This is a genomic window from Aeromonas sp. QDB68 (assembly GCF_027707405.1).
Lineage (GTDB): Bacteria > Pseudomonadota > Gammaproteobacteria > Enterobacterales > Aeromonadaceae > Aeromonas > Aeromonas caviae.
Genome location: NZ_JAPCIQ010000035.1, coordinates 15,259 through 38,708, shown reverse-complemented (window position 1 = coordinate 38,708; position 23,450 = coordinate 15,259). Strand labels below are relative to the sequence as shown.

Below are 23,450 nucleotides of genomic sequence, written 5' to 3'. Positions count from 1 at the left end.
GCCATGATCTCGCACCTCAGTAACTGTACGTAAGATCAGTATAGCTCGTGGTGACTGCTAATCATGGGTAATCAGGTAGCGTTTTGGTAAAAATTATCTGGGCAATATAAATAAAAACCGCAACTCAAGGCCGCGGTTTTTAACTATCACATTGCTCAATGTTTCTAGCGTGTTTATTGAGGTTGTAAAAAAACTAGGTTTATTTTTTGGTGAGAAATAGATTTGAGCCTTTAATATATGAAATTTCTTTCTGTTTGGTGATGTCAATATCTAGCTTACTATTGATCCATTGCATGTCAGCCTCTGCGGTTCTGTACATGTAAAGCCGTTTTATTACTATTATTTGAAGTATCTTTTTGACAAAGATATTGTTTTTTGACTCTTTTAAAATTTCCTCGATGTGCCCCCTTGGAATTGCACTCGGTGAGTCAAGTAATTGAGCCAATCTAATCATTTTGTATGATGTCGTTTTTTTATCATCAACAATATGAAAAATATCCTCAAATAAGTTAGCTGAGTTTGCTGCTTGAGCCGGTTTTGTTAAATATATTACGGAAAGGAATTGAATTAGTGCTGACACAGTTTGTTGTGAAGCAACCCTAATTTTTTCTTTATCATTTGATATTCCTTTTCGCTCAATTTTTTTCTCAATCTCGGATATGAGTGCATCCGGATTCTCTCTTATAAACTCATAGAAATTATCTAAGCTTCTCAATGGTGCTGAAAATATTTCGTTTAAAATCTCTCTTTTTTCTAAGCGGTTGATTTTTGCGTATTGGTTCTTCAAAAATTGACCCGCAATTTCGATCGCTTTGAACATAGTAGTTATCTGTGCAACAAGACTTAGATCGTCTGGGTTGTCTTCTTCAATTTCTGATAGACCATCATTATCACTGTCTGCAAGATCTTTAGTTTCATTTACTCTTTGGCGATGTTCTTCAGGTGAAGTTTTGTTATATATTAAATTAGGTGAATGTCGAACAATGTTGGTTAATCCCTCATCTGTTTCGAACGTGACAGGCGAATTATCTCGAAACAATGATGACATTGCATGTTTCATACACTCAATTAAAGTTCTAGTCGAGCTTGAACCAGCATGATGAGCTAAAAATAGTATAGTATGTGCGTTTGATCTAACATAAAGGTGTTTGAAGCAATGATTTATATGTTCAACACATACGTGTAGCTCAATATTATCACTCAAATATAGCCCTTTGAAGAAATAGTATATGTAAGGGTACTTAAATGAGTAGAGTCCTCCATAGTTTGACAATATGTTTGCTGCACACAGCTCTCCAAGCCTAGTTCTTAGCTCTACGGTATGACGCTCATTACTAAAAATACTGTTAAAATTGCTTACCTCTTCGTGCGTTAATTGTTCTCTTGCGTTCTGATGGACATACCAAGATAGTTGACATAAATACTCAAAGTATTCAGTAAGATTTTCTCTTTTTATCCCATTATTAAGTAGGGACTGTGTGATTAGGAAACGATAATATTCACCTAGTGAACTCTCATTCAACTCACTGCCATGTCCAGCTTCCATGCTTTGCATTAATGTCAAAAGATAAATTGGAGCTGGTGGAATAAGGTTTTTAGATATTATGATACCAATGTTTTTCTCAGCTTTATCTACTTTATTGAAAAGCAAAGACTCATCTTCAAACTTGTTACTACCAACGCTATACCATCTTTTTATAAGTTCATTCCGTTTTCTAAAGCCAAATGGTTGAATAGAGAAATTTCTATATCCATTAAAAGGGTTTACAGTATGCTCATTAATAAATGAAGTTAGATCAAAAAGTTCATTTACTGTGATAACGATGTTTCCAAAGGTACTTTTTAGCTCATTAAGAATGGAGTCTAGCCCACTTGTTGATTTTACTTGAATTTCGTCAAAATTATCAAAAAACAAAATTCTTTTTTCCTTCGGTACTTGTTTGTAAGTGTCGAAAGCAGATTCTTTAGTGTATTGGGCATTTATTGCTGACTCTATACTGCGTGTAAGTTGATTCGGCTTTGATATTTTTAATTCCTTCCCATCCATATAAATTGGATGTAGGCCATTTTTTAAATGTTCAACTAGGAGTGTTTTAAGTAGGGTAGTTTTTCCTGTTTTTTCATCACCTTTTAGGATTATACACTCACCAATAAAATCAACTTTTTTTAACTCGGATGCATCATATAGATGGTTGTCTACATCGTTTCCTATTTCTTTAATATGTGGGTAAACATATATATCACTAATCTTTAGATGGTCCGTGCCTGAGTTTTGGAATGCACCGCCCAAGTCATTATTGTTTTCTAGTATTTCAAATGAGTAGGACAAGCTACCATTCTTATGTTTTGTATCACAGCCATATGTATTTGTACATTCTGAGTTGGCAACGTATATTTGCTCCGCAGGGTCATATTTATAGGTTGAAATAATGTAGTGATGTGAGTCTGTATCAATATTGATGACTGAAAACTCTGAGTTGTTAGAATCATCATGCAATGATGCCCCTTCGATAAAAACACATTCGCCAGAGTTTTGTTCATATGTATCGGTCACGGTAGGCTGATGTTCATGGCCTGTTACTATGAAGTTTGAATGCTCTCTGGTGTTTTTCCTGAAGTCATGATAACAACTTTGTGAAAACCAATTGAACGGGTGATGAAATAGAGTTATTACAATATCGCTTTGGTTGATTTTACCGAAATTAATTGCATTGTTTGGAATTATCATTTTTCCTTGTTTTTCATGCAACTCTGAGCACCAAGATGTATTTATTAGTGCAAATCTAACTGTTGTATTGACATGTACGTAGTCAAATGTTTTAAAGATTTTAGAGTGTTCGATGTAATTAGGATTTACGTCTTTTTCAAACTTAAAATACTCATCTTGTATAGATGCAATTTGATTTATGGTTTCATTCTCTAAACTAGAATTACTATTAGATGTTAAAAATTGAAGTAAGATAGATCTGGCTTGGTTTGCATTGCTAAAGTTACAGTCATGATTTCCAGGCACTATGATTATCTCAACAGGCTTTTTAGTATCTGCATTAATGTCATTTTTTAGTTTCTCTATAAACCTAGATGCTATTAAATACTCATGTTCTTTACCGCTGAATGCAATGTCTCCGGTGATCGCTATGAATATAACGTCAGAGGATGATGCATGATAGGATGTGAGATTAGTAAGATTTGGAACTATTTTTTCAAGAAATTCCTCCTCCGTTGTTCCTTTTATATGAATGTCACTTAAATGGAGAATTGAAATTTTCATGCTTATCACTTATGTGGTTTATTAATTGTGGTTAATGGTTATAGGTTCGATTAAAAAACATAATAGGACGTTCGAGAAATAAGGTGTTATTACAGTGAAATACTCACTCTCGGGCCTTCAATATAAAACCGTTTCCCGATAGGGATGGGTGCCGCTTGTCGTTATACTCACCATGATTTTTTCACCAATGAAGCTACGTTGATAATTCTTGTTTCATTGGTGAGGCAATCTGGTCACGCCATGGGGTGGGCGAGGGGTTGGCTCTGAGATAACAACCCGCCCGATTTTTGCCCCGAATAGACGGGGGGTTACCACAGTGCAATGCGCTGCGCTTGGTGTACCCTGCGCCTGTTAACCGGCCTCGGTGCTGCGGGTTGGGTGTTGCCCCCCTGTTGTTCGCCGAGGTGAGGGCACAAGGTCAGGAGCGCCGTCATGGACGACGGCGCAGACGCAGGCGGTACAGGGATGTACCGTCTGCGTCGTTCCGCCAGACCTTTTGCCTGAACCGAGGGAACCCAACGCAGGAGGGCGAACAAGTGGGGGTGGCCTTTCTTTTGGTGACTTTTCTTTGGCCACGCAAAGAAAAGTCACTCGCCCAAGCCCGAAGGGCGGGCGAAACCCTGTCGAGGGCAGCGCCCTCGTGTCCTGCATGGCGAAGCCATGTCAATCCAGCGGTCTACGACATCGAGTAATGATGTTACCGACTCCTCACCCTGGCCCTCTCCCCCAAAGGGGCGAGGGGATAAGGGCGAAACCCGGTCGAGGGCAGCGCCCTCGTGTCCTGCATGGCGAAGCCATGCCATTGAGGCGTGGGGTGGCATTCGCCAGGCAATGGCGTTACCGAACCCCTCACCCTGACCCTCTCCCGCAAGGGGAGAGGGGACTGTTACCGCGGACGATTACGCTTCGCTAATCGACCCTACTCGACTCTACCAATGGTTTCTAACGTCTTACCCGCAGGGGAGAGGATGGAGCCTCGAGGCTGACGGGCACTCCCGTCGAGGGTGACACCCTCGCCCCTTGCCGCAGGCGCGGGATGCCGGGCTGGCATCCGCCAGAATTGCTACCGCCCCTGGCTCTCGCTACCACAATGCGCCGCTGACCCGACGGGACGAAACAGGGGCCAACGGGCACCCATTACCATCCTACGGAGCCGACGGGGCCCGATCCACGGCTATTGCTGAGGGATGTGTCAGAAATGATGGGTTTTTTGCGCTGGTTCAAAGTTATGGCCCGGGGCGGGCCGCCGGGGGGGGGCCCCGGGCGTGGCGGCGCGCCCGCCAGGCCGTTAGCGGGTGGGTGTTTTCCCGGTCTACCCCTTTCTCGCACTTGTCTGGCGTGCCCCGAGTTGGCTAAGGTGTGCGGACATGACATGCAAGCTGGGAGAGAGGCATGGACAAGATATTGCAGGCCCTGTCGGAGCAGATGATAAACGCGCGGGATCTGGAGAGCCTGACCCGCCCCTTGCTGGAGATGCTGGCGTCGGTGACCGGGCTGGAGTCGACCTATCTCACCGAGATTGACCTCGGGCAAAGCACCCAGCATGTCCGTTATGCCCGCAATGTGGCCGGGCTGCAGATCCCCGAGGGGATGACGGTGGAGTGGAGCGATACCCTGTGTCGCCGTGCCATCGACGAAGAGATTGGTTACACCGATGACGTCGCCGCTCTGTGGGGGGACTCCCAGGCGGCCAGCGAGCTCGGCATTCGCTCCTATCTGAGCAGCCCGGTGCGCACCTCGACCGGCTCCCTCTATGGCACCCTGTGCGGCGCCAGTACCGAACAAAAACCCGCGGTGGCGGGGGCGCAGCAGCTCATCGCCTTCTTCGCGCACCTGATTGCCGAACAGGTGGAGCGGGAGCAACTGCTGCGGCAATTGCAGCAGGCCAACGACGAGCTCTCGCGCCTGGCCCTCTCCGATCCCCTCACCGGGCTCCCCAACCGCCGCGCCCTGATGCTGGAGCTCACCCGCTTGTTCTCCCTGTCGGAGCGGGCGGGGCATCCGGTGCTCATCGCCTTTGTGGATCTCGATGGCTTCAAGGCCATCAACGACGAGTATGGCCACGAGGCGGGGGACAGGCTGCTCACCGCCATGGCGCGGCAACTGAGCGAGACCCTGCGTGGCGGCGATCTGCTGGCCCGCTTTGGGGGGGACGAGTTCGTGGCCGTGGGCATGGGGCCTTCCCGGACGCCGACACGCTGGACGGGGCGGTGGCGGCGTTTCGCCAGCGCCTGTTCGAGCACAGCGTGCTGTCACTGCCGGTGGGGGACAAGGTGATCCATTATCCCGGTGCCAGCGTGGGGGCGGTGGCCGTGATGCCGGCCGAGGTCAGCGTCGAGGAGGCGCTGAACCGGGCCGATGCGAGCATGTATGCGGTCAAGCGCCAGCGCCGGGCCGCAGGGGAGGGCGGGAACCCGCCTCCTTCCAGTCAGTTGTCTGCCCCGCGATAGGAGCGGGGCGGGTTGAGAGGGCACAGGGTGGCGCGTCCACCCGGGTGCCAGTCTGTTTTCCCTTTTATCAGTTCGGAGCCCATACCATGGTTCATCTTCTTGCCCGCCGTGTGCGCGCCCTGGCCGGGCGGGCGGCCACTCTGGTGGCCGGACTCTGCGAGTTTCAGCAGCGCATCTGGGTGGTCAGCATCGTCAAGGAGTCCTACACAGATACCTTCGTGGTCAACGAAGGGGGCTTTGAGGAGCCCTTGCAATGGATGCGCCGCAAGGGCTACAGCGCCGAGATGCTGGCCAGGGTGGAGGCCATGGCCCGATCCCAGGTGCTCCAGCTCGAGTGCGCCGGGCAGCATCACCGTCTGATGCGGGTGAAATAGGGGCGAAGCCGCCCCCGGATGGCCTGGGCGGCATCGCCGCCCGGGCATTGACCACATATCCTGCCGCCCTCTTCGTGTCAGACGGGGTAAATGGGTCGCCAGTTATGATTTTTCCGTGGTTCTCTCCGGTTTCAGACCGCCGGAGTAGACGCAAATCGCGGAGTTGTAGCTGTTGAAGGTGACCGCGTAGTTGAAATCGCAGAAATAGGCCGGGTGCTTGGTGGCGACAATGTCCCCCGCCTTGCATTTGTCCTGCATCCCCTCCACCAGGGTGTCGTTGTTTGACCCGAGACAGGCCTTGCCGGTGGTCTTGTCACCGCCGCAGGCCATCAGAAGGGCGCAGACCGAGAGACTCATCAACCATTTCGCTGTGTTGTGCATGTGTGTTCCCAAGAGATCGGAGAGATGGCGGGGAAGGGCGTGAGCGCGGCGCTGCCCGATGAAGGCGGTCGGCGGGCACGCTGCCGCCCCTGACTGTCGCTGCCACCGTGCGCCCTGCCCCTTGCCGTGAAAAAGGGGCCAACAGGCTCCTGCGCCCTATATTACGGACCTGGGACGGTCTGCGTCACCCCTTGTCGTTGCAAGTGGCGAACATTAAACGGGTTTCGTGCGCTGGCTCAAAGGCGGGCCGGGGCCTTGGCGGCCCCGGCGGGGGAAGGGATCAGGGGGAGGGGAAGTATTTGTGCTGGAGCTGCTGGAAGTCGCTGCTGGCCAGCACCTGGGTCAGGCCGATCTGGAACTCCCTGACCAGGGCATCGTCAACCGGGTGGCTGAAGGCGAAGCAGTACTGCTCGGAGCTCAACATCCAGCGCACCTCGAACTGGGCGGGATCCAGCTGCTGGGTCTTGATGAGATCCAGCAGGGTGGATTTGTTGCTGGAGATCAGCTCGACGCGGCCCGAGGTGAGCATGCGCAGGGCCTGGGAGAGGCGGTTGGCGGTCATGATCTTCTGCTCGTCGAAGCCGGCGTTGAGCAGCAGTTGCTCCCCCACATCGGATCGCACGGCGCCTATGGTGTAGCGCTGGGCATCTTCCAGCCTGGTCAGGGTCAGGGGGCGACTGGCGAGCCCCATCAACACTATCTCGGCATAGCCGATGGGGCAGGCCCACTTGAACAGGGGATTGCGCGCCTCGGTGCGGGCGGTGGAGAAGAGCACCACATTGGGTTTCTGGGTCAGCAGGTAGTAACCCCTGGCCCAGGGGAGGATGCTGACGGGCTGGACAGGGGTGCCGGTCTTTTGCCACACCAGGTGCAGCAGGTCGATGGCAAAGCCGGTCGGGGCGCCATCCTCCCCGGTGAAGTTGTAGGGTTTGTACTCTTCTGTGAGGTAGTGCAGGCTGGCGAGCGCCGGGCTGGCCTGGGTCGCGGGAGTGCCCCAGACCATGGCCGCGAGGCGGCGCAGGCGACCAGTCTGCGAAGGGGGACTGCAATGTCTATGTTCATCCTGACCGTCCTGCTGCCGAGTGCCCAGTTTCAAGTGTTGCCAAGTCACGGCGTTTCGCCACCCGGCGAAGACGTTATCCGCTGGGGGCCGTCATCATCTTGCCACTCACAACCGGGTCGGCGCCCCCTTTTTACCAGGCCGGACGGGGGTGACCCAGGGGGGTGAACGCTTCGTCCCTCAGCCCTACCAGCAGGGTGCTGCCATCCTCTTGCAGACGAAACTCGCCGTAGCGGGCCGACTCATACTGATCTCCCGTGCCCTCTTCGAAGAAGAAGGCGTCAGGCCCGATAAACCACTGGCCGTCGCGCTGGCGCACCTTGAGCAGGCGCTCCCCCGGGCCCGGGGCCTCGGGCTTACCCCCTTCCACCCAGTGCACCACCTGATGTTCATCCAGGCGAACAACCAGGGTGTGGGGGCCGGCGGCGGCCTGGCGGCCCGCCAGCTGGCGGGCGAGGGCGTAGTTCAGGCGCATGTAGTCCCCCTGCATCAGGGAGCGGGGGTCGACCGGTGCCAGCTCGATCAGCACCACATCCCCCTGGCTCATGGCGTGCTCGAAGCGCCAGACGGTGGCGTTGATGCCGGCGAGCAGGGCAAGACCGGTCAGCAAAAAGGCGAGGCGTCTCATGAGGGGCTCCCGTTGTGAAGGTGCTTGAGCCACTGACGGGTACCGAGCAGCAGGGCCCCCGAGGCGAGCAGCAGCCAGGACTTGGTCATCAGGGTCAGCCCCAGATCGTAGTAATAGAGGGAGCCAAAGCCGAGCAGCAGGAGGCCTGCCAGGGTCATCAGGGCCAGGCTGCTGGCGTAGAAGCCGAGCACCAGCACCAGGGCGCCAGCCCCCATGCCGGGAATGATGGCGCTGATCACCACCAGCGGCAGCCCGTAGCGCAGCGGCAGCCTGAGGCGAACCATGACCGCGAGCAGCAGGGCGGCGCAGAGCAGGGGATTGAGCCAGAGGGGCAGGCGGGAGCTGCCGAGCTCATTGAGCACGCTGGTGCCTCCCTCCCACAGGGGGTGGTGCAGCCGTCCCAGCACCAGCAGGGAGAGTGCCAGCCCCAGGGTGAGGGATTCATAGAGCAGATGGCGGGCGGGATCGCGCTCCGCCTGCAGCCAGCACAGGGCGACGGCGCCCATCACCAGCGGCAGGGCCAGCAGGTGCAGGCCGAGGCAGGCGAGGGCGAGGGTGAGCAGGATGGCGGCGGCGAAGCTGTGGAACAGCCTGATCAGCCAGTGCTCGAACAGGGCGGCCACCCCAAGGGAGAAGGCGGTCAGACCGAACCAGAGCCACGCGACGTTCAGATCCAGCCTGTCCAGCAGGCCGTAGAGCAGCCAGGCATCTGCCGCCAGCGCCAGCGCCAGCACGAACTGATCCCAGAGATCGCTGCGGGTCGCCATGCGGTTGAGACCGAGGGCGGCGGCCATCAGCACCATCCCCATGGCGAGGGCGTTGTTGGGGTCGCGGGTCAGCTGCTCGAAGGCCATGAAGAGGAAGAAGAGCAGGAAGAGGGCGGCTATCCAGCCCACCATGCCGAGCAGAAAACGGCCCGACCAGTGGGGCTGTTCATCCCGGGGGGCATCCCCTTCCACAAGTTGGGCTGCACGCAGGCGCTCCCAGGGGGTGAGATCAGACATGCTGCCTCCGTTGTTGTTGCAGCCAGCGGCTGGCCATCACCGACAGGCCGATGGCGATGAGGGCCAGCAGCAAAAAGCCGTTCATGTCCGGCTCCATCCACTTGCCAAGGGCCGCGAGGATCACGGCGATAAGGCTCAGGCACCCCATGGCGAGCCCGGCGATGAACCTGTGGTGCCAGCGCAGGTAGGCGGCGCCGAGCCAGGCGAGCCAGGCAGGCCAGACCCAGGGAGAGGCGGCATCGAACAGGGCCAGCAGGGTGAGCAGGGTGATGCCGAGCCCCGCGGCCAGCCCCGCGAGCCAGGAGGGCATCAGGGCGTAGCGGGCGGGCACCAGGATGAGCAGACCCCAGAGGGCGGCGTTGAGCAGGGTCAGGCACCAGCCGAGGGCCTCCTCGTTGAAGGAGAAGAAGAGATCGAGAAGACCGAGCCGCCAGTAGAGCACCAGGGCGAGCTGACCGAGCAGCCAGGCCAGGGTCCAGAGCAGCGGGCTTCTGCCAAGGGCCGCCAGCGGCAGCAGCATCAGGGCCCAGGTGGCGAAGAGCTGCCAGGGGTCGGCGCCGGTCTGGTAAGTCTGACCCACCAGGGCGAGCAGGGCGCCGAGGTTGAGGGCCAGGGCCAGCAGCAGGGCCTGGCGCGGGGTGTCACTCATGGGTTTGCGCCAGAGCACCAGGAGCATGGCGAGCAACGGCAGCTCCAGCAGGGCGAGACGTGAGAGGCGCCCCAGGGCCTGCCAGTTGAAGGCGACGAAGAAGACGAGGCCGGCGCCAAGGCAGAGGCAGCCGAGCCAGAGCAGCAGCCTGTCGAACAGCCACTGCCAGCGGGCAGGGCCGGGGGGCAGATCGCACAGGGCCAGGGCGGCAGGCAGCGAGGCCCGTGGCAGGCGGCCGCGCCTGACCCAGTCGAGCAGGGTCTGTCTTGAGGTGAGGTGCATGGGGGCTCCTGAAGCCGTGATGCCTGAAAGATAAGGCATTATGGCACGGCGCCGCGTCTCGGGGCAGGGGCGCCGTTGGCGCTGCGACACAGGTCGCGGCACGGGGCCATGTCTTTGCACTAAAAAGGCCCCCGCCGTGAGGAGGGGGCCTGAAGGACGTCCGGGGCGGCGGTGGCGATCAGTGCTCACGCTGATCCCCCGCCGGCTTCTATGGAGGTCAGGCGAAGATCAGGGTGGAGATGCCAAGCCCCGCAAAGAGGATGGCGCAGGCAATGCGGATCCCCTTGAGGGGGAGCTTGTCGGCCCCGAGCTTGCCGAGCAGCACCACGGGCACGTTGGCCAGCATCATGCCGAGGGTGGTACCGGTGATCACCTGGATCAGGGAGTCGTACTTGGCTGCCAGCAGCACGGTGGCTATCTGGGTCTTGTCACCGATCTCGGCGATGAAGAAGAGCACGAAGGTGGCCATGAAGGGGCCGTACTTGTCCAGGGAACTCTCTTCATCGTCCATCTTGTCCGGCACCAGGATCCAGGCGGCCATGGCGATGAAGGCGCCAGCGACCAGCCAGGTCATCACCTTGGGATCCATCCAGCGACTGATGAATTCCCCTATCCAGGCGGCCCCTGCGTGGTTGAGCAGGGTGGCAGCCAGCATGCCGGCGATGATGGGCCAGGGTTTGCGAAAACGACAGATGAGCAACAGGGCCAGCAGCTGTGTCTTGTCGCCGATCTCGGCGATGGCAACGCTGATGGTTGAGGTTAACAAGGCTTCCATAAAAATGACCGGGGGACGGAATTGTTATAAACCAGAGACAAGCCTGCACCATCCGTCCCCGGTTTTGGCACTGGCCCGTCAAAGGTCTTGTCAAATCCGGCATTGCCCGGACCACCCTGACCATGGTGAGTTGGCACCAAGTATGTTGATCAGGATCGCGCACGGAACGGGTCCGTGGCGAGACTACTCCCCCTCGATGGGAGCGGGCATTCTAGGGAAAAACCCCCGGTGAGGCAAGGCGCGGGATGGGGAATTATCCCCCCACCAGCTTGACCTGAAAGCCGGCCTTCTCCAGTTCGGCCTTGATAAGGTCCCGTTTGTCTCCCTGGATCTCGATGATCCCCTCCTTGAGACCGCCGCCGGTACCGCACTTCTTCTTGAGCAGGGTGGCGAGGGCCTTCTGCTGGTCGGCGGGAACGCCGTGGATGCTGATGACCCCGGCCCCCTTGCGTCCCTTGGTCTCGCGACGGATGCGCACGACCCCGTCGGCGGGGAAGGGGGAGGCGTGCTGGGCAGGGGCGGATTCCTTGATCATGCCGCCGTCCGTGCTGTAGACCAGGCGGCTGTTGTTGTCGTGACTCATGGCAATACTTTGTCGGTTAGCTAAGCGGAGTTTGATTTTACGCAAATAAATGTTGAGGGCACAGCTTATAATCCCCCCATTAAAAGCGAATTATTCTTGTTTAACTTCAGGAGCCCGTCATGGTACTCACAGAGCTGTCGCCGGGACAGAGCGCTCGCATCACGCACATGAACCACCTTGGCCGCGCCTTGCGGCGCAAGCTGATGGTGATGGGGCTGCTGCCCCAGACCGAGATCCTCTATCTGCGGGCCGCCCCCCTGGGGGACCCGCTCCAGATCCAGTGCCAGGGCATCTGCCTCTCCATGCAGCGGAGTCTGGCCCAGCAAATCGAGGTGGAGCCGGTATGAGCTACAACCTGGTCACAGTGGGCAATCCCAATAGCGGCAAGACCTCCCTGTTCAACGCCCTGACCGGCTCCCGCCAGCAGGTGGGGAACTGGAGCGGGGTCACCGTCGACAAGAAGATGGGGGCCTTTGCTGCCCGCGGGCAGGAATACACCCTGGTGGACCTGCCCGGCATCTATGCCCTGGCCAACCAGGAGGCGAGCCTGGACGAGCAGATCGCCAGTCGCTTCGTCCAGCGCCAGCAGCCGGATCTGCTGCTCAACGTCATCGATGCCGCCAACCTGGAGCGCTCCCTCTACCTTACCCTGCAACTGCGGGAGCTGGGGCTGCCCATGGTGGTGGTGCTCAACAAGATGGATCTGCTGCAAAAGCGGCGCATCACCATCGACGAGGCCTTGCTCGCCAAGGCGCTGGGGTGCCCCGTGGTGTCACTCTCGGCCCACAATCGCCAGCAGGTGGCGGCCTTCAAAGAGGGGATCCACCAGTATATCGGCCAGTCCCAGCCCGCCCTGGTGCTCGACTACGGTCAGCCCCTCGAGGGAGACATCGCCGAGCTGGAGACTCTGCTCGCCCCCCATCATCTGCATCGCCGTGGTCGCGCCCTGCGCCTGCTGGAGGAAGACATCGCCATGCAGGAGACCCTGGCGGCGGGGCAGCAGGCGGCGGCGGACAACGTGGTGAGCCGCGCCCACCACGCCCAGGACATCGACCTGCAACTCGCTGATTTGCGCTACGGCCATATCCACCACTGGTGCCAGCAGGCGTGCCGTCATCAGGACAAGTTCACCGTCGCCCAGAGCGAACGGCTGGACAGGGTGCTGCTCAACCGCTGGGTGGGCATCCCCTTCTTCCTGCTGGTGATGTACCTGATGTTCATGTTCGCCATCAAGGTGGGCAGCGCCTTCATCGACTTTTTCGACATCCTCGGGGGGGCCCTGTTCGTGGACGGAGTGCACCACCTGCTGGGGCTGATGAGTGCCCCCGACTGGCTGGGGGCCGTGCTCGCGGACGGCGTGGGTGCCGGTTTGCAGACGGTGGCGACCTTCATCCCCGTGGTGGGCTGCCTCTTTCTCTTCCTCGCGGTGCTGGAGAGCTCCGGCTATCTGGCCCGCGCCGCCTTCGTGGTAGATGCCCTGATGCGTCGCCTCGGCCTGCCCGGCAAGGCCTTCGTCCCCATGCTGATGGGCTTTGGCTGCACCGTGCCCGCGGTGATGGCGACTCGCACCCTGGGGTCGGAGCGCGAGCGGCTGATGACCTCGGCCATGGCACCCTTCATGTCCTGCGGTGCCCGTCTGCCGGTCTACGCCCTGTTCGCGGTGGCCTTCTTCCCCGAGTCGGGGCAGAACCTGGTGTTCGGTCTCTATCTGTTCGGCATCCTGGTGGCGGTGCTCACCGGCCTCTTCCTGCGCAGCACCCTGCTGCCGGGCAAGAGCGACTCCATGGTGATGGAGATGCCCGATTACGAGTGGCCCCGTCCGGTGGACGTGGGGCTGCGCACCTGGCAGAAACTCAAGGGCTTCATCTTCGGCGCGGGCAAGACCATCGTCCTGATGGTGGCGGTGCTGAGCGTGCTCAATTCGCTGGGCACCGACGGCAGCTTCGGCAACCAGGATCAGGAGAACTCGGTGCTGAGCAAGCTGAGCCAGTCCGTGACCCCGGTGCTGCATCCCATAGGCGTGCGGGACGACAACTGGCAGGCCACGGTGGGCATCCTCACCGGCATCTTTGCCAAGGAGGCGGTGGTCGCTACCCTCAACAGCCTCTACGCCGGCGGCGCCCGTGATGAGGAGGAGAGTGAATACTCCCTGCTGGGCAGCCTGAAAGCGGCGCTGGCCACCATTCCCGCCAACCTGGCGGACATCGACCCCGCCGATCCCATGGGGCTCAAGGTGGGGGATCTGGAGGACAAGCAGGCGGCAGCCGAGGCCCAGGAGGTGGACACCTCCACCTACGGCAACATGCAGACCCACTTCGACGGCGTGGCCGGAGCCTTTGCCTACCTGCTGTTCGTGCTGCTCTACATGCCCTGCGCCGCCGCCATGGGGGCTCTGGTGCGAGAGACCGGTCGCCAGTGGGCCCTGTTCACCGCCGCCTGGTGCAACTACGTCGCCTTCCTGTGCGCCACTCTCTTCTATCAACTGGCGACCTTCGCCGCCCACCCGGCGCAGAGCCTGGTCTGGAGCCTGAGCTATCTGTTCTCCCTGGTGTTGCTCTGGTGGCTGGGGCGTCGTCACGGCGACATCGTCGCCCGCAAGGTGGTGACCCTGTGAAGGGGCTCATGGTCAGGGGCGAGTGCGCCGAGAGGGAGGGTATTCTGTGATCCTGCGTGAACTGGGGGACTATCTGGCCCTTCACAAGAAGGTGAGCCGGCGGGCACTGGCCCGCCACTTCCACACCTCCGAGGATGCGGTAGAGGCCATGCTCGGGGTCTGGATGCGCAAGGGGCGCGTCGCCAAGCGGGAGAGCCGCCTGTGTGGCGGCTCCTGCTGCGGCAAGCACGAAGAGGTGACGTTCGAGTGGTGCGAGCCCGGCCAGATAGGGCTGATCCAGAAGGGGTGATGCCTGCCCATATGCAAAAGGGAACCCGAGGGTTCCCTTTTTCGTGGCCGCCGGGCCCGTCTCAGAAGAGGTCGCCCTCGTCCTTGGTGGGCTCCAGGCTCCAGCCGCTCGCCGCCGCGCTGTTGCCAATCTGGCCCTTCTCCCGCCAGAGTTTGATCTTGAGGCGCAGGTTGTTCTGGGAGTCCGCGTTCTTCACCGCCTCCTCCTCGTCGATCACCCCCTCGACCACCAGATCGAACAGAGTGCTGTCGAAGGTCACCATGCCAAGGGCCCTGGATTTTTCCATGATCTCCTTGAGGCCGCCAAACTCGCCGCGCTTGATGAGATCGCGCACCGTGTGGGTCCCGAGCATCACCTCCACCGCCGCCCGGCGCCCGCCGTCCGTGGTCTTCACCAGCCGCTGGGAGACAAAGGCCTTGAGGTTGTTGCCAAGGTCGTTGAGCAGCTGGGGTCTGCGCTCTTCCGGGAAGAAGTTGATGATGCGATCCAGCGCCTGGTTGGCGTTGTTGGCGTGCAGGGTGGAGATGGCCAGATGCCCGGTCTCCGAGAAGGCGAGGGCATGCTCCATGGTCTCCCGATCGCGGATTTCACCGATGAGGATGACGTCCGGCGCCTGGCGCAGGGTGTTCTTCAGGGCCGCGTGGAAGCTGCGGGTATCCACCCCCACCTCCCGCTGGTTGATGATGCTCTTCTGGTGGCGATGGACGAACTCCACCGGATCCTCGATGGTGATGATGTGGCCGCCGCTGTTGCGGTTGCGATGATCGATGAGGGCCGCGAGCGATGTGGATTTGCCGGACCCCGTGCCGCCGACGAAGAGCACCAGACCCCGCTTCTCCATGATGGTGTCGAGGAGCACCGGAGGGAGTTTGAGATCCTCGAAGCGGGGGATCTCGGTCTTGATGTTGCGCGCCACCAGGGAGACTTCATTGCGCTGCTTGAAGATGTTGACCCGAAAACGGCCTATCTGGGGCAGGGAGATGGCGAGGTTCATCTCCAGCTCTTTCTCGAACTGCTGTTTCTGCTCGAGATCCATGATGTCGTAGGCGATGCGGGCCACCTCGCCCGGCCCCAGGGGCTCCTGGGTGAGGGGGCGCAGGGCGCCGTTGAACTTGGCGCAGGGGGGGGCGCCGGTGGAGAGATAGAGATCGGAACCGTCCTGTTTGGCCAGGATCTGCAGCATGTCTCTCAATTCCATGAGGGGCCTCGTCGCTCAAAGGGCTGGGGGATGATGAATGGCTTGAGTGTACAGCCTCAGGCGCCGGTCAGTTTTTCGCGGAACACAAAAAAGACCGCGCCCAGGATGCACAGACCCGCCCAGAGGTAGTCCCACTTCAGGTCTTCTTTCAGATAGAAGATGGAGAAGGGAACGAACACGGTGAGGGTGATCACCTCCTGCAGGATCTTGAGCTGGCCGACGGAGAGCACGGTGTGGCCGATGCGGTTGGCGGGCACCTGCAACAGGTATTCGAACAGGGCTATCCCCCAGCTCATCAGGGCGGCGATGATCCAGGGTTTGTGATTCATGCTCTTGAGATGGGCGTACCAGGCAAACGTCATGAAGACGTTGCTGCAGATGAGCAGGCCGATACTGGTCATGATGGGGTTCATTAGGTTCTCCTTTTAAATCAATGCATTTTATCTCGACTCCATGGGTTTTCATAAGTGGTGCTTGAGGGTATTTTTAGCTCACAAGGATGTAACAAAAGAAGGCGAAAGCTGGATGGGCAAGACAAGCTGGGGTGCGCTTTGTCTGTTGTTTGCCTGCTGGGCGCAAGGTGCGCCGACCCTGACGGTGGCCACCGATGTCTGGCCGCCGTTTCGCATGCTGGCAGAGAACGACGACTTCCAGGGGCTGGATATCGACATTCTGCGCCAGTTGCAGGCACGCAGCGGCATTGTGCTCACCCTCAAACGGGTGCCCTGGGGACGGGCACTCAAACAGATGCAGACCGGTCAGGTGGATCTGATGATAGGGCTGGCTCACACCGAGGAGCGGGCCGCCTTCATCAACTACCTGCAGCCGTCCTATTACCAGTGCCGGCCTGCCTTCTATGGCAAGCCCGCCGCCGTGGCCGGCCTCAGGCGCTACGAGGATCTGCGAGGCCGCGAGATTGGCTATGTGCTCAACTCCGCCTACTTCCCCCCCTTCGATGGCGACACCCAGCTCGACAAGCACGGGGTCCCCACCGAAGACCAGTTGCAGCGCATGGTGGAGCGGGGCCACCTGCCCCTGATGATAGGGACCGACTGCCAGGTGGATTACGCCCTGAGCCAGCGCAACGACGCCGGCCTCGTCAAGGCGCCCTTCCAGCCCCCCAACCCGGTGGTGCTCTACCTCGGGATGAGCAAGCACTCACCCCACCACGAGCTGGGCCCCAAGCTGGCGCAGGCGTTGCAAGTCATGGTGGAGAGCGGCGAGATAGCGGCGCTGGCCAAGCCCTACCAGCCTTGACCTTGGGTGGTAACGCGCTGTTATCATGCAGCTTTCCTGCCTGCCCCCCGGCGGGCCTCGCTTCTTGGGGATCCCGTGTATCTCGCTCTCATCCGTCGCCAGCAGCGCTGGCAGCGCCGCTGGCTGCTCCTGCTGTCGCTGCTGACCCTGGCCCTGTTCCTGCTCTCCCTCGCCCTCGGGGAGTTCGTGCTGCTGCCCTGGCAGCCGCTGGGGGATCTGGAGCTGCGCATCCTGCTGGAGCTGCGCCTGCCGCGCGCCCTGCTGGCTCTGCTGGCGGGGGCCTCCCTTGCCTGCGGCGGTGCCGTGCTCCAGGTGATGCTGCACAATCCGGTGGCGGAACCCGGCCTGCTCGGCGTCTCGAGTGGCGCTGGGCTGGCCGCCATGGTGGCGATGGCGGTGGCCAAGGGGCTCGGGCTCTATCTGCCGGGCTGGGGGCTGTCGCTGGCGGCCTTTGGCGGCGCCCTGGTGGTGACCATGCTGCTCATCCGTCTCGCACGCCGGGCACGGCTCGGCCATGGGCGGCTGCTGCTGTTCGGGGTCGCCATCGGCATCCTTACCAATGCGGCCATGACCTGGCTGATGTATTTCGCCGACGACGGCGCCTTGCGGGAATTCATGTTCTGGATGATGGGCAGCCTCGCCTACGGCAGCCAGCAGCTCGCCTGGTGGTGGCTGGTGCTGCCCCTCACCCTCGGCTGGCTCTGCTGGCAGGGGCGGGCACTGCAACAACTGCTGCTTGGGGAGACCCAGGCCCGCCTTATGGGGCTGAACGTGGACAGCATGCGGGTACGCCTGGTGCTGGCGGTCTGCCTGCTCACCGGGGTGGCGGTCTCCCTGTGCGGCGTCATCGGCTTCGTCGGCCTGGTGGTGCCTCACCTGCTGCGCCTGTGCGGTGGCAGCGATCAGCGCTTCCTGCTGCCCGCCTCGGCGCTGGGGGGGGGCGCCCTGCTGCTCGGGGCCGATCTGGTGGCCCGCTCGGCGCTGCACGCCGGTGAACTGCCCATCGGGGTCATCACCGCCTCGGTGGGCGCCCCGCTCTTTATCTATCTGCTGCTGAGGCAAGATGCCGATGTGTCCCGCTGATCCCGCCCTTTGGCGGCTGGAGGCCCGCGCCCTGGCCATCCCCCATCGCCTCGCCCCCCTGGATCTCGCCTGGCCCGGTGGTCAGCTGGTGGCCCTGCTCGGCCCCAATGGCAGTGGCAAGTCCTCCCTGCTCGGGGCCCTGGCGGGCCTGCTGCCCGCCGATGGCGCCGTCTTGCTGGGAGGAGAGGCCATCACGACCCTGAGCTGGCCCGAGCTTGCAACGCGGCGCGCCATGCTGCCCCAGCGCCAGCCCCAGCTGTTCCACATCCCGGTGTTCCAGGTGCTGAGCCTGGGGCTGGAGGAGGGGGCCCCCGATGCCCAGGCGCAGGCGGTGGCGGATGTGTGCGACGCCCTGGAACTGGCGCCCCTGCTTGCACGGGACTTCAGCCGATTGTCCGGGGGGGAGCAGCAGCGGGTGCTGATCGCCCGCACCCTACTGCAACTGTGGCCAAGCCTCAATCCGACCGGGCGGGTGCTGCTGCTGGATGAACCCCTGGCGGGGCTGGATCTGCATCACCAGATGGCGCTGCTGCGGCTGCTCAAGCAACTGGCCGCGCAGGGATTGCTGGTGGTGGTGGCCATCCACGACATCAATCTGGCCATCGACTGGGCGGATCGCGTGCTCTGCCTGCAACAGGGCCGCGTGGTGGGGGAAGGGGACGTCGGGATCATCGACGAGGCGCTGCTGGAGCGGGTGTTCCAGATCCGCACCGATCGCATCGAGGCGGCCGGCCGCATCTGGTTTATGCCGAGCCTGTGAGGCGGGCTCCCCCCTCATCCCCAGCCCTTCTCCCATTCTTTTGAAACAAGTGGGAGAAGGGAGCCGCTCTGTCGACTACGGATACAGCATTGAAAACCTGCAGAGGCTGAGTGAAGCCAAGGGGGCAATTGAATCACCGTGGACATGAAAAGAGCTAGGCATCCGTGATGCCTGGCTCTTTTGGTAGAGAGAGCGTTGAGTGGTTGCTCAGGCTTTCTGCTTGTCCAGCCGCACCTGGGCGGCTTCTGCCAGCATGGCCAGCAGGGTTTCGGTGTCACTCCACGACAGACAGGCATCGGTGATGCTCTGGCCGAAGGTGGCGGCACAGCCGTTCTCCACGTCCTGACGCCCTTCCACCAGGAAGCTCTCGGCCATGATGCCGGCGATGCCGGTGCGGCCACGGCGCAGTTGATCGCAGATATCCTGGGCCACCAGCAGTTGGCGGCGGTGATCCTTCATGCTGTTGCCGTGGCTGAAGTCCACCACCAGACGCTCCGGCAGGCCCACCTGGGCCAGAGCCTCGCACGCCTCGTCGATGCTGGCGGTGTCGTAGTTGGGCCTGTGGCCGCCGCGCAGGATCACGTGGCCGTAGGGGTTGCCGGCGGTGCGGTAGATGGTCATCTTGCCGTCCTTGTCCGGGGAGTAGAAAATGTGGCTGTGACGGGCGGCGCGCACCGCATCGATGGCGATGCGGGTGTTGCCGTCGGTGCCGTTCTTGAACCCCACCGGGCAGGAGAGGGCGGAGGCCATCTCCCGGTGAACCTGGGACTCGGTGGTGCGCGCCCCGATGGCGCCCCAGGTGATGAGATCGCTGATGTACTGGCCGGTCACCATGTCGAGGAACTCGGTGGCGGTGGGCATGCCGGTCTCGTTGATGTCCACCAGCAGCTTGCGGGCCAGTTTCAGCCCTTCATTGACGTCGAAACTGCCGTCCAGGCGCGGATCATTGATGAGCCCCTTCCAGCCGACGATGGTGCGCGGCTTTTCGAAGTAGGTGCGCATCACGATGCACAGGCTCTCTTTGTACTCTTCACGCAGGGTGTTCAGACGCAGAGCGTATTCGTGGGCGGCGGCGGGATCGTGGATGGAGCAGGGGCCGACGATGACCAGCAGGCGCTGATCTTCACCGGACAGAATGGCTTCCACTTGGCGGCGGGCATCCAGCAGGTTCTGGGCGATGGTGTCGGTTAACGGGAAGGCGTGCGCCAGCTCGCTGGGGGTGATCAGGGCCTCCAGGCGACGGGTGCGCAATTCATCGGTGTGAATGGACATACGACTCAATTCTCGAGTGGATAAGGTGGGCGGGATGCCAAAATGCAAGGGAATAAAATAAAGCAAAAGTCACCCGATGGAAACCTTGGGCGGCTCTGATAGGATGTGAACCCAAAAGCCATTTCAAATGAGGTAGTTATCGTGGCAAAGCCAGGCGCGACCGGGATCACCCGCATCATCAACGCAACCGGTTACAGCATGAAAGGTCTCAAATCGGCCTGGGTCAACGAGGCCGCCTTCCGTCAGGAGCTGCTGCTCATCCTGCTGCTGATGCCGCTGGCATTCTGGATAGGTGACTCCCTCAACGAGATCCTGCTGCTCGTCTGCATCAGCTGGCTGGTGGTGATCGTCGAGGTACTCAACTCCGCCGTGGAGGCGGTGGTGGATCGCATCGGCTCCGAGCATCACGAACTCTCGGGCCGCGCCAAGGATCTGGGCTCCGCCGCCGTCTTCATCGCTCTGGCCCTCAATGCCCTGGTGTGGGGCGCCCTGGTGGGCCGCAACCTGCTGGGCTGGTGGTAGGTTACGAGAGCAACCTTTCTCCTGACATAAAAAAGCCCGTCATCACGACGGGCTTTTTGCTGCGCAGATAAGGGCTTATCAGTGCAGGATCCGGGCACGGATGGTGCCATTGATCTCTTTGAGACGGGCCAGGGCCTTCTCGCTGTGCTCGGTTTCGACGTCGATGACCACGTAACCGATCTCGCTGCTGGTCTGCAGGTACTGACCGGCGATGTTGATCCCCTCGTCGGCGAAGATCTGGTTGATCTGGTTCATCACGCCGGGCTGGTTGCGGTGAATGTGCAGCAGGCGGCTGGAGCCCTTGTGGCCGGGCAGGGAGACCTCCGGGAAGTTGACCGCGGAGAGGGTGGAGCCGTTGTCGGAGTATTTGACCAGCTTGTTGGCCACTTCCAGACCGATGTTTTCCTGGGCTTCCTGGGTGGAGCCGCCGATGTGGGGGGTCAGGATCACGTTGTCCAGGCCGCGCAGCGGGGTGAGGAACTCCTCGTTGTTGGACTTGGGCTCCACCGGGAAGACGTCGATGGCGGCGCCGGAGAGGTGGCCGCTCTTGATGACGTCGGCCAGGGCGTCGATGTCCACCACGGTGCCGCGGGAGGCGTTGATGAAGATGGCGCCCGGTTTCATCATGCGCAGTTGCTCTGCACCGATGAGATCCTTGGTGGAGGCGGTTTCCGGTACGTGCAGGCTGATGACGTCAGACATGTTGAGCAGTTCCACCAGGTTCGGCACCTGGATGGCGTTGCCAAGGGAGAGCTTGTTCTCGATGTCGTAGTAATAGACCTTCATGCCGATCATCTCGGCGATGATGCCAAGCTGGGTGCCGATGTGGCCGTAGCCGATGATGCCGAGCTTCTTGCCGCGGGCTTCGACGCTGCGGTTGGCCAGCTTCTCCCAAACGCCGCGATGGCACTTGGCGTTCTTCTCGGGAATGCCGCGCAGCAGCAGCAGGATCTCCCCCAGTACCAGTTCGGCCACGGAGCGGGTGTTGGAGAAGGGGGCGTTGAAGACGGGGATGCCGCGCACGTGGGCGGCGTCGAGGGAGACCTGGTTGGTGCCGATGCAGAAGCAGCCGATGGCCACCAGCTTGGTGGCGGCATCCAGCACCTTCTCGGTGATCTGGGTGCGTGAACGCAGGCCCACGAAATGCACGTCACGAATGCGCTCGATCAACTCCTCTTCCGACAGGGACGTCTTCAGATATTCCACATTGGTGTAGCCGGCTGCCCGAAAGGTCTCCACCGTGTTGGGATGGACTCCCTCCAGCAGCAGTACCTTGATCTTATCCTTGTCCAGCGAAAACTTGACTGTCATGACGTTCCCTCTATTGTTTTGAAAAATGCGTTCAGGCTTGCAGTGTGAAGAAAACCGTAAAGTAGCAAAAACGTTTGGGAGAGGGAATATTTGTGACGAAAGTCAAATTCTTTGAAGTTATCAACGATTGTTGCAGATGTGCTGCTACAAGCCATTGAGGGATAACCAGAAACGGCGCCATGAGGCGCCGTTGTCCATTTGGGGCAGTCAGGTTGACTGACCCGGGCGGGGGCTTGCCCGGAGGGGGAGGTCCGGGGAGCAGGCCTTAGTTGGTGATCACACCCTCGGGGGTGCCGATCAGCACAACGTCGGCGCCACGGTGGGCGAACAGGCCGTTGGTGACCACGCCCACGATGCTGTTGAGGCGGGTTTCCAGAGCCTTGGCATCGGTGATGGCCATGCCCTTGACGTCCAGGATGATGTTGCCGTTGTCGGTCACCACCCCTTCACGCCACACCGGGTTGCCGCCAAGGGCGCGGATCTCGCGGGCCACGTATTCGCGGGCCATGGGGATCACTTCCACCGGCAGGGGGAAGGTGCCCAGCACGTCGACGGTCTTGGTGTTGTCGATGATGCAGATGAACTGGTCGGCCACGGCGGCGACGATCTTCTCGCGGGTCAGGGCGGCTCCGCCCCCCTTGATCATGTCGCGGCTGGCGTTGATCTCGTCGGCACCATCCACGTAGACGGAGAGGGCATCGATGTGGTTGAGGTCAAACACCGGGATGCCGAGACCCTTGAGGCGTTCGGTGGAGGCGATGGAGCTCGACACCGCGCCCTTGATCTGGTCTTTCATGGTCGCCAGTGCGTCGATGAAGTGATTGACGGTAGAGCCGGTGCCCACCCCGACGATGGTGCCGGGTACCACGTATTTGAGCGCAGCCCAACCGGCCGCCTTCTTCATTTCATCTTGAGTCATGATGGATCCTTATGGAAAAAGCGGGCGCATTATATCCAAGCATCCCCCCCAGAGCGACCATGGTGCTCACGTTCCGGCGCAAAAATCCCCAAGATGTAAATCGTTTGCCTGTTTATTGAACCGAAGGGGGTGCCCCCGCCTCATCAGGCAAAGTGCCAGCTGCGGCTGGGGGTGATGATCTGGGGGAGCGGCACGTCCCACTGCTCCCGGGGGACGGCATCCACCTGCTGGCAATCGTGGGCGAGCCCCAGGGGTCTTGGGCCGAGCTGGTGCTCGTGCCAGCAGGCGAGGGTGCGATCGTAGTAGCCGCCCCCCATGCCGAGGCGGTTGCCAGCCTCATCGAAGGCCACCAGCGGGGCGCAGATGATGTCCAGCATGCTGTGGGGCAGCACCTGCTGCACGTCGAGCTCGGGCTCGGCGATGCCGTAGCGGTTGCGGGTCATGGGGGTGGTGGCGGTGTAGCGCAAGAAGAGCAGGTGACCCGGGGTGAAGGGGTGCAGCACCGGCAGGTAGACCTCCTTTTGCTGGGCCCACAGCCAGTGGATGGCAGGCAGGGGATCGAGCTCCCCGTCGTTGGCCAGATAGAGGGCGATGCGCCTGGCCGCGAGGATGCCGGGGTGTTCCTGGAAGCGCTCGACCAGCTGTTGGGCCGCCGCCTGCTGCTCGGCCTGGCTCAGGCTTTTTCTGCGCTGGCGAATGAGCTGGCGCAGGTTCTGGCGTTCGGGTTGGGTATCCGGCATGGGGACTCCTGGGCAAAGGTGGGCTGGC

At 59.8% G+C, this 23,450-nt stretch carries 22 protein-coding genes and 1 pseudogene; 9 read left to right on the top strand and 14 right to left on the bottom strand.

Translation table 11 applies throughout. From position 1 onward, the window contains the following. Positions 1 to 199: 199 nt before the first annotated feature. Positions 200 to 3,271 (bottom strand): STAND family AAA ATPase, encoded by a 3,072-nt coding sequence (locus PG892_RS12165; RefSeq protein ID WP_270825442.1) that lies wholly within the window; start codon positions 3,269 to 3,271, stop codon positions 200 to 202. A gap of 1,392 nt (positions 3,272 to 4,663) precedes the next feature. Here PG892_RS12165 and PG892_RS12160 point away from each other — a divergent pair. Together PG892_RS12160 and PG892_RS12155 are read left to right on the top strand one after the other, a co-directional pair. Then, positions 4,664 to 5,721 (top strand): annotated as a pseudogene (locus PG892_RS12160) (GGDEF domain-containing protein). Positions 5,722 to 5,807: 86 nt separating this feature from the next. Continuing rightward, positions 5,808 to 6,095, top strand: a complete 288-nt coding sequence (locus PG892_RS12155) for a hypothetical protein (RefSeq protein ID WP_039041204.1) — start codon at positions 5,808 to 5,810, stop codon at positions 6,093 to 6,095. 102 nt (positions 6,096 to 6,197) lie between these two features. Here PG892_RS12155 and PG892_RS12150 read toward each other — a convergent pair whose 3' ends face one another. The 7 genes from PG892_RS12150 to PG892_RS12120 form a co-directional block, all read right to left on the bottom strand. Beyond that, entirely contained in the window at positions 6,198 to 6,476 is a 279-nt protein-coding gene (locus PG892_RS12150) for a hypothetical protein (protein WP_029314742.1), read from the bottom strand. A 280-nt stretch (positions 6,477 to 6,756) separates the two neighbouring features. Then, positions 6,757 to 7,479 (bottom strand): substrate-binding periplasmic protein, encoded by a 723-nt coding sequence (locus tag PG892_RS12145; RefSeq protein WP_104454364.1) that lies wholly within the window; start codon positions 7,477 to 7,479, stop codon positions 6,757 to 6,759. A gap of 190 nt (positions 7,480 to 7,669) precedes the next feature. After that, complete coding sequence (locus PG892_RS12140; protein WP_104454363.1) at positions 7,670 to 8,164, bottom strand: GDYXXLXY domain-containing protein; 495 nt, start codon at positions 8,162 to 8,164, stop codon at positions 7,670 to 7,672. Beyond that, positions 8,161 to 9,168, bottom strand: a complete 1,008-nt coding sequence (locus tag PG892_RS12135; RefSeq protein WP_104454362.1) for a DUF4401 domain-containing protein — start codon at positions 9,166 to 9,168, stop codon at positions 8,161 to 8,163. Before PG892_RS12135 ends, PG892_RS12140 begins: the two co-directional genes overlap by 4 nt. Further along, positions 9,161 to 10,099 (bottom strand): DUF2157 domain-containing protein, encoded by a 939-nt coding sequence (locus PG892_RS12130; protein WP_042014993.1) that lies wholly within the window; start codon positions 10,097 to 10,099, stop codon positions 9,161 to 9,163. The genes PG892_RS12135 and PG892_RS12130 overlap by 8 nt, the downstream gene beginning before the upstream one ends. Before the next feature lie 217 nt (positions 10,100 to 10,316). Next, complete coding sequence (locus tag PG892_RS12125; protein ID WP_010675206.1) at positions 10,317 to 10,874, bottom strand: TMEM165/GDT1 family protein; 558 nt, start codon at positions 10,872 to 10,874, stop codon at positions 10,317 to 10,319. Positions 10,875 to 11,127: 253 nt separating this feature from the next. Then, positions 11,128 to 11,457, bottom strand: a complete 330-nt coding sequence (locus tag PG892_RS12120; protein WP_039041208.1) for a translation initiation factor — start codon at positions 11,455 to 11,457, stop codon at positions 11,128 to 11,130. A gap of 119 nt (positions 11,458 to 11,576) precedes the next feature. Between PG892_RS12120 and PG892_RS12115 the strand changes: the two genes are divergently transcribed. From PG892_RS12115 to PG892_RS12105, 3 genes are read left to right on the top strand one after another with little or no spacing between them, the layout of a single operon-like run. Beyond that, positions 11,577 to 11,804 (top strand): FeoA family protein, encoded by a 228-nt coding sequence (locus PG892_RS12115; RefSeq protein ID WP_010675204.1) that lies wholly within the window; start codon positions 11,577 to 11,579, stop codon positions 11,802 to 11,804. Further along, positions 11,801 to 14,071 (top strand): Fe(2+) transporter permease subunit FeoB, encoded by a 2,271-nt coding sequence (gene feoB / locus PG892_RS12110; RefSeq protein WP_104454361.1) that lies wholly within the window; start codon positions 11,801 to 11,803, stop codon positions 14,069 to 14,071. The genes PG892_RS12115 and feoB overlap by 4 nt, the downstream gene beginning before the upstream one ends. Before the next feature lie 46 nt (positions 14,072 to 14,117). Beyond that, complete coding sequence (locus PG892_RS12105; protein ID WP_010675202.1) at positions 14,118 to 14,360, top strand: FeoC-like transcriptional regulator; 243 nt, start codon at positions 14,118 to 14,120, stop codon at positions 14,358 to 14,360. Between the two features lie 61 nt (positions 14,361 to 14,421). On the opposite strand, the gene tapW is transcribed toward PG892_RS12105, so the two are convergent. Both tapW and PG892_RS12095 read right to left on the bottom strand, forming a co-directional pair. Next, the gene (gene tapW / locus PG892_RS12100) at positions 14,422 to 15,558 is read right to left on the bottom strand and encodes a type IVa pilus ATPase TapW (RefSeq protein WP_029314740.1); all 1,137 of its coding nucleotides are present in this window, start codon (positions 15,556 to 15,558) and stop codon (positions 14,422 to 14,424) included. 56 nt (positions 15,559 to 15,614) lie between these two features. Next, complete coding sequence (locus tag PG892_RS12095; RefSeq protein WP_201985102.1) at positions 15,615 to 15,971, bottom strand: DMT family protein; 357 nt, start codon at positions 15,969 to 15,971, stop codon at positions 15,615 to 15,617. A 112-nt stretch (positions 15,972 to 16,083) separates the two neighbouring features. Here PG892_RS12095 and PG892_RS12090 point away from each other — a divergent pair, with 112 nt between their 5' ends. From PG892_RS12090 to PG892_RS12080, 3 genes are all read left to right on the top strand, one after another. Then, positions 16,084 to 16,815 (top strand): substrate-binding periplasmic protein, encoded by a 732-nt coding sequence (locus tag PG892_RS12090; protein ID WP_270825441.1) that lies wholly within the window; start codon positions 16,084 to 16,086, stop codon positions 16,813 to 16,815. A 75-nt stretch (positions 16,816 to 16,890) separates the two neighbouring features. Continuing rightward, positions 16,891 to 17,898, top strand: a complete 1,008-nt coding sequence (gene btuC / locus PG892_RS12085; protein WP_039041213.1) for a vitamin B12 ABC transporter permease BtuC — start codon at positions 16,891 to 16,893, stop codon at positions 17,896 to 17,898. Continuing rightward, on the top strand, positions 17,885 to 18,658 hold the full coding sequence (locus tag PG892_RS12080; protein ID WP_270825444.1) for an ATP-binding cassette domain-containing protein: 774 nt from the start codon (positions 17,885 to 17,887) through the stop codon (positions 18,656 to 18,658). The genes btuC and PG892_RS12080 overlap by 14 nt, the downstream gene beginning before the upstream one ends. A gap of 207 nt (positions 18,659 to 18,865) precedes the next feature. On the opposite strand, the gene PG892_RS12075 is transcribed toward PG892_RS12080, so the two are convergent. Then, entirely contained in the window at positions 18,866 to 19,930 is a 1,065-nt protein-coding gene (locus PG892_RS12075; RefSeq protein ID WP_010675196.1) for a 3-deoxy-7-phosphoheptulonate synthase, read from the bottom strand. Between the two features lie 141 nt (positions 19,931 to 20,071). Here PG892_RS12075 and PG892_RS12070 point away from each other — a divergent pair, with 141 nt between their 5' ends. Continuing rightward, positions 20,072 to 20,452 carry a diacylglycerol kinase gene (locus tag PG892_RS12070; RefSeq protein ID WP_052816484.1) on the top strand — a complete coding sequence of 127 codons (381 nt, stop codon included), beginning with the start codon at positions 20,072 to 20,074 and terminating at the stop codon, positions 20,450 to 20,452. A 78-nt stretch (positions 20,453 to 20,530) separates the two neighbouring features. Here the strand turns inward: PG892_RS12070 and serA are convergent, their stop codons facing one another. From serA to PG892_RS12055, 3 genes are all read right to left on the bottom strand, one after another. Then, complete coding sequence (gene serA / locus PG892_RS12065; protein ID WP_113977420.1) at positions 20,531 to 21,763, bottom strand: phosphoglycerate dehydrogenase; 1,233 nt, start codon at positions 21,761 to 21,763, stop codon at positions 20,531 to 20,533. Positions 21,764 to 22,028: 265 nt separating this feature from the next. Continuing rightward, positions 22,029 to 22,682 carry a ribose-5-phosphate isomerase RpiA gene (gene rpiA, locus PG892_RS12060; protein ID WP_104454357.1) on the bottom strand — a complete coding sequence of 218 codons (654 nt, stop codon included), beginning with the start codon at positions 22,680 to 22,682 and terminating at the stop codon, positions 22,029 to 22,031. A gap of 143 nt (positions 22,683 to 22,825) precedes the next feature. Next, complete coding sequence (locus tag PG892_RS12055; RefSeq protein WP_104454356.1) at positions 22,826 to 23,422, bottom strand: 5-formyltetrahydrofolate cyclo-ligase; 597 nt, start codon at positions 23,420 to 23,422, stop codon at positions 22,826 to 22,828. Positions 23,423 to 23,450: the final 28 nt, after the last annotated feature.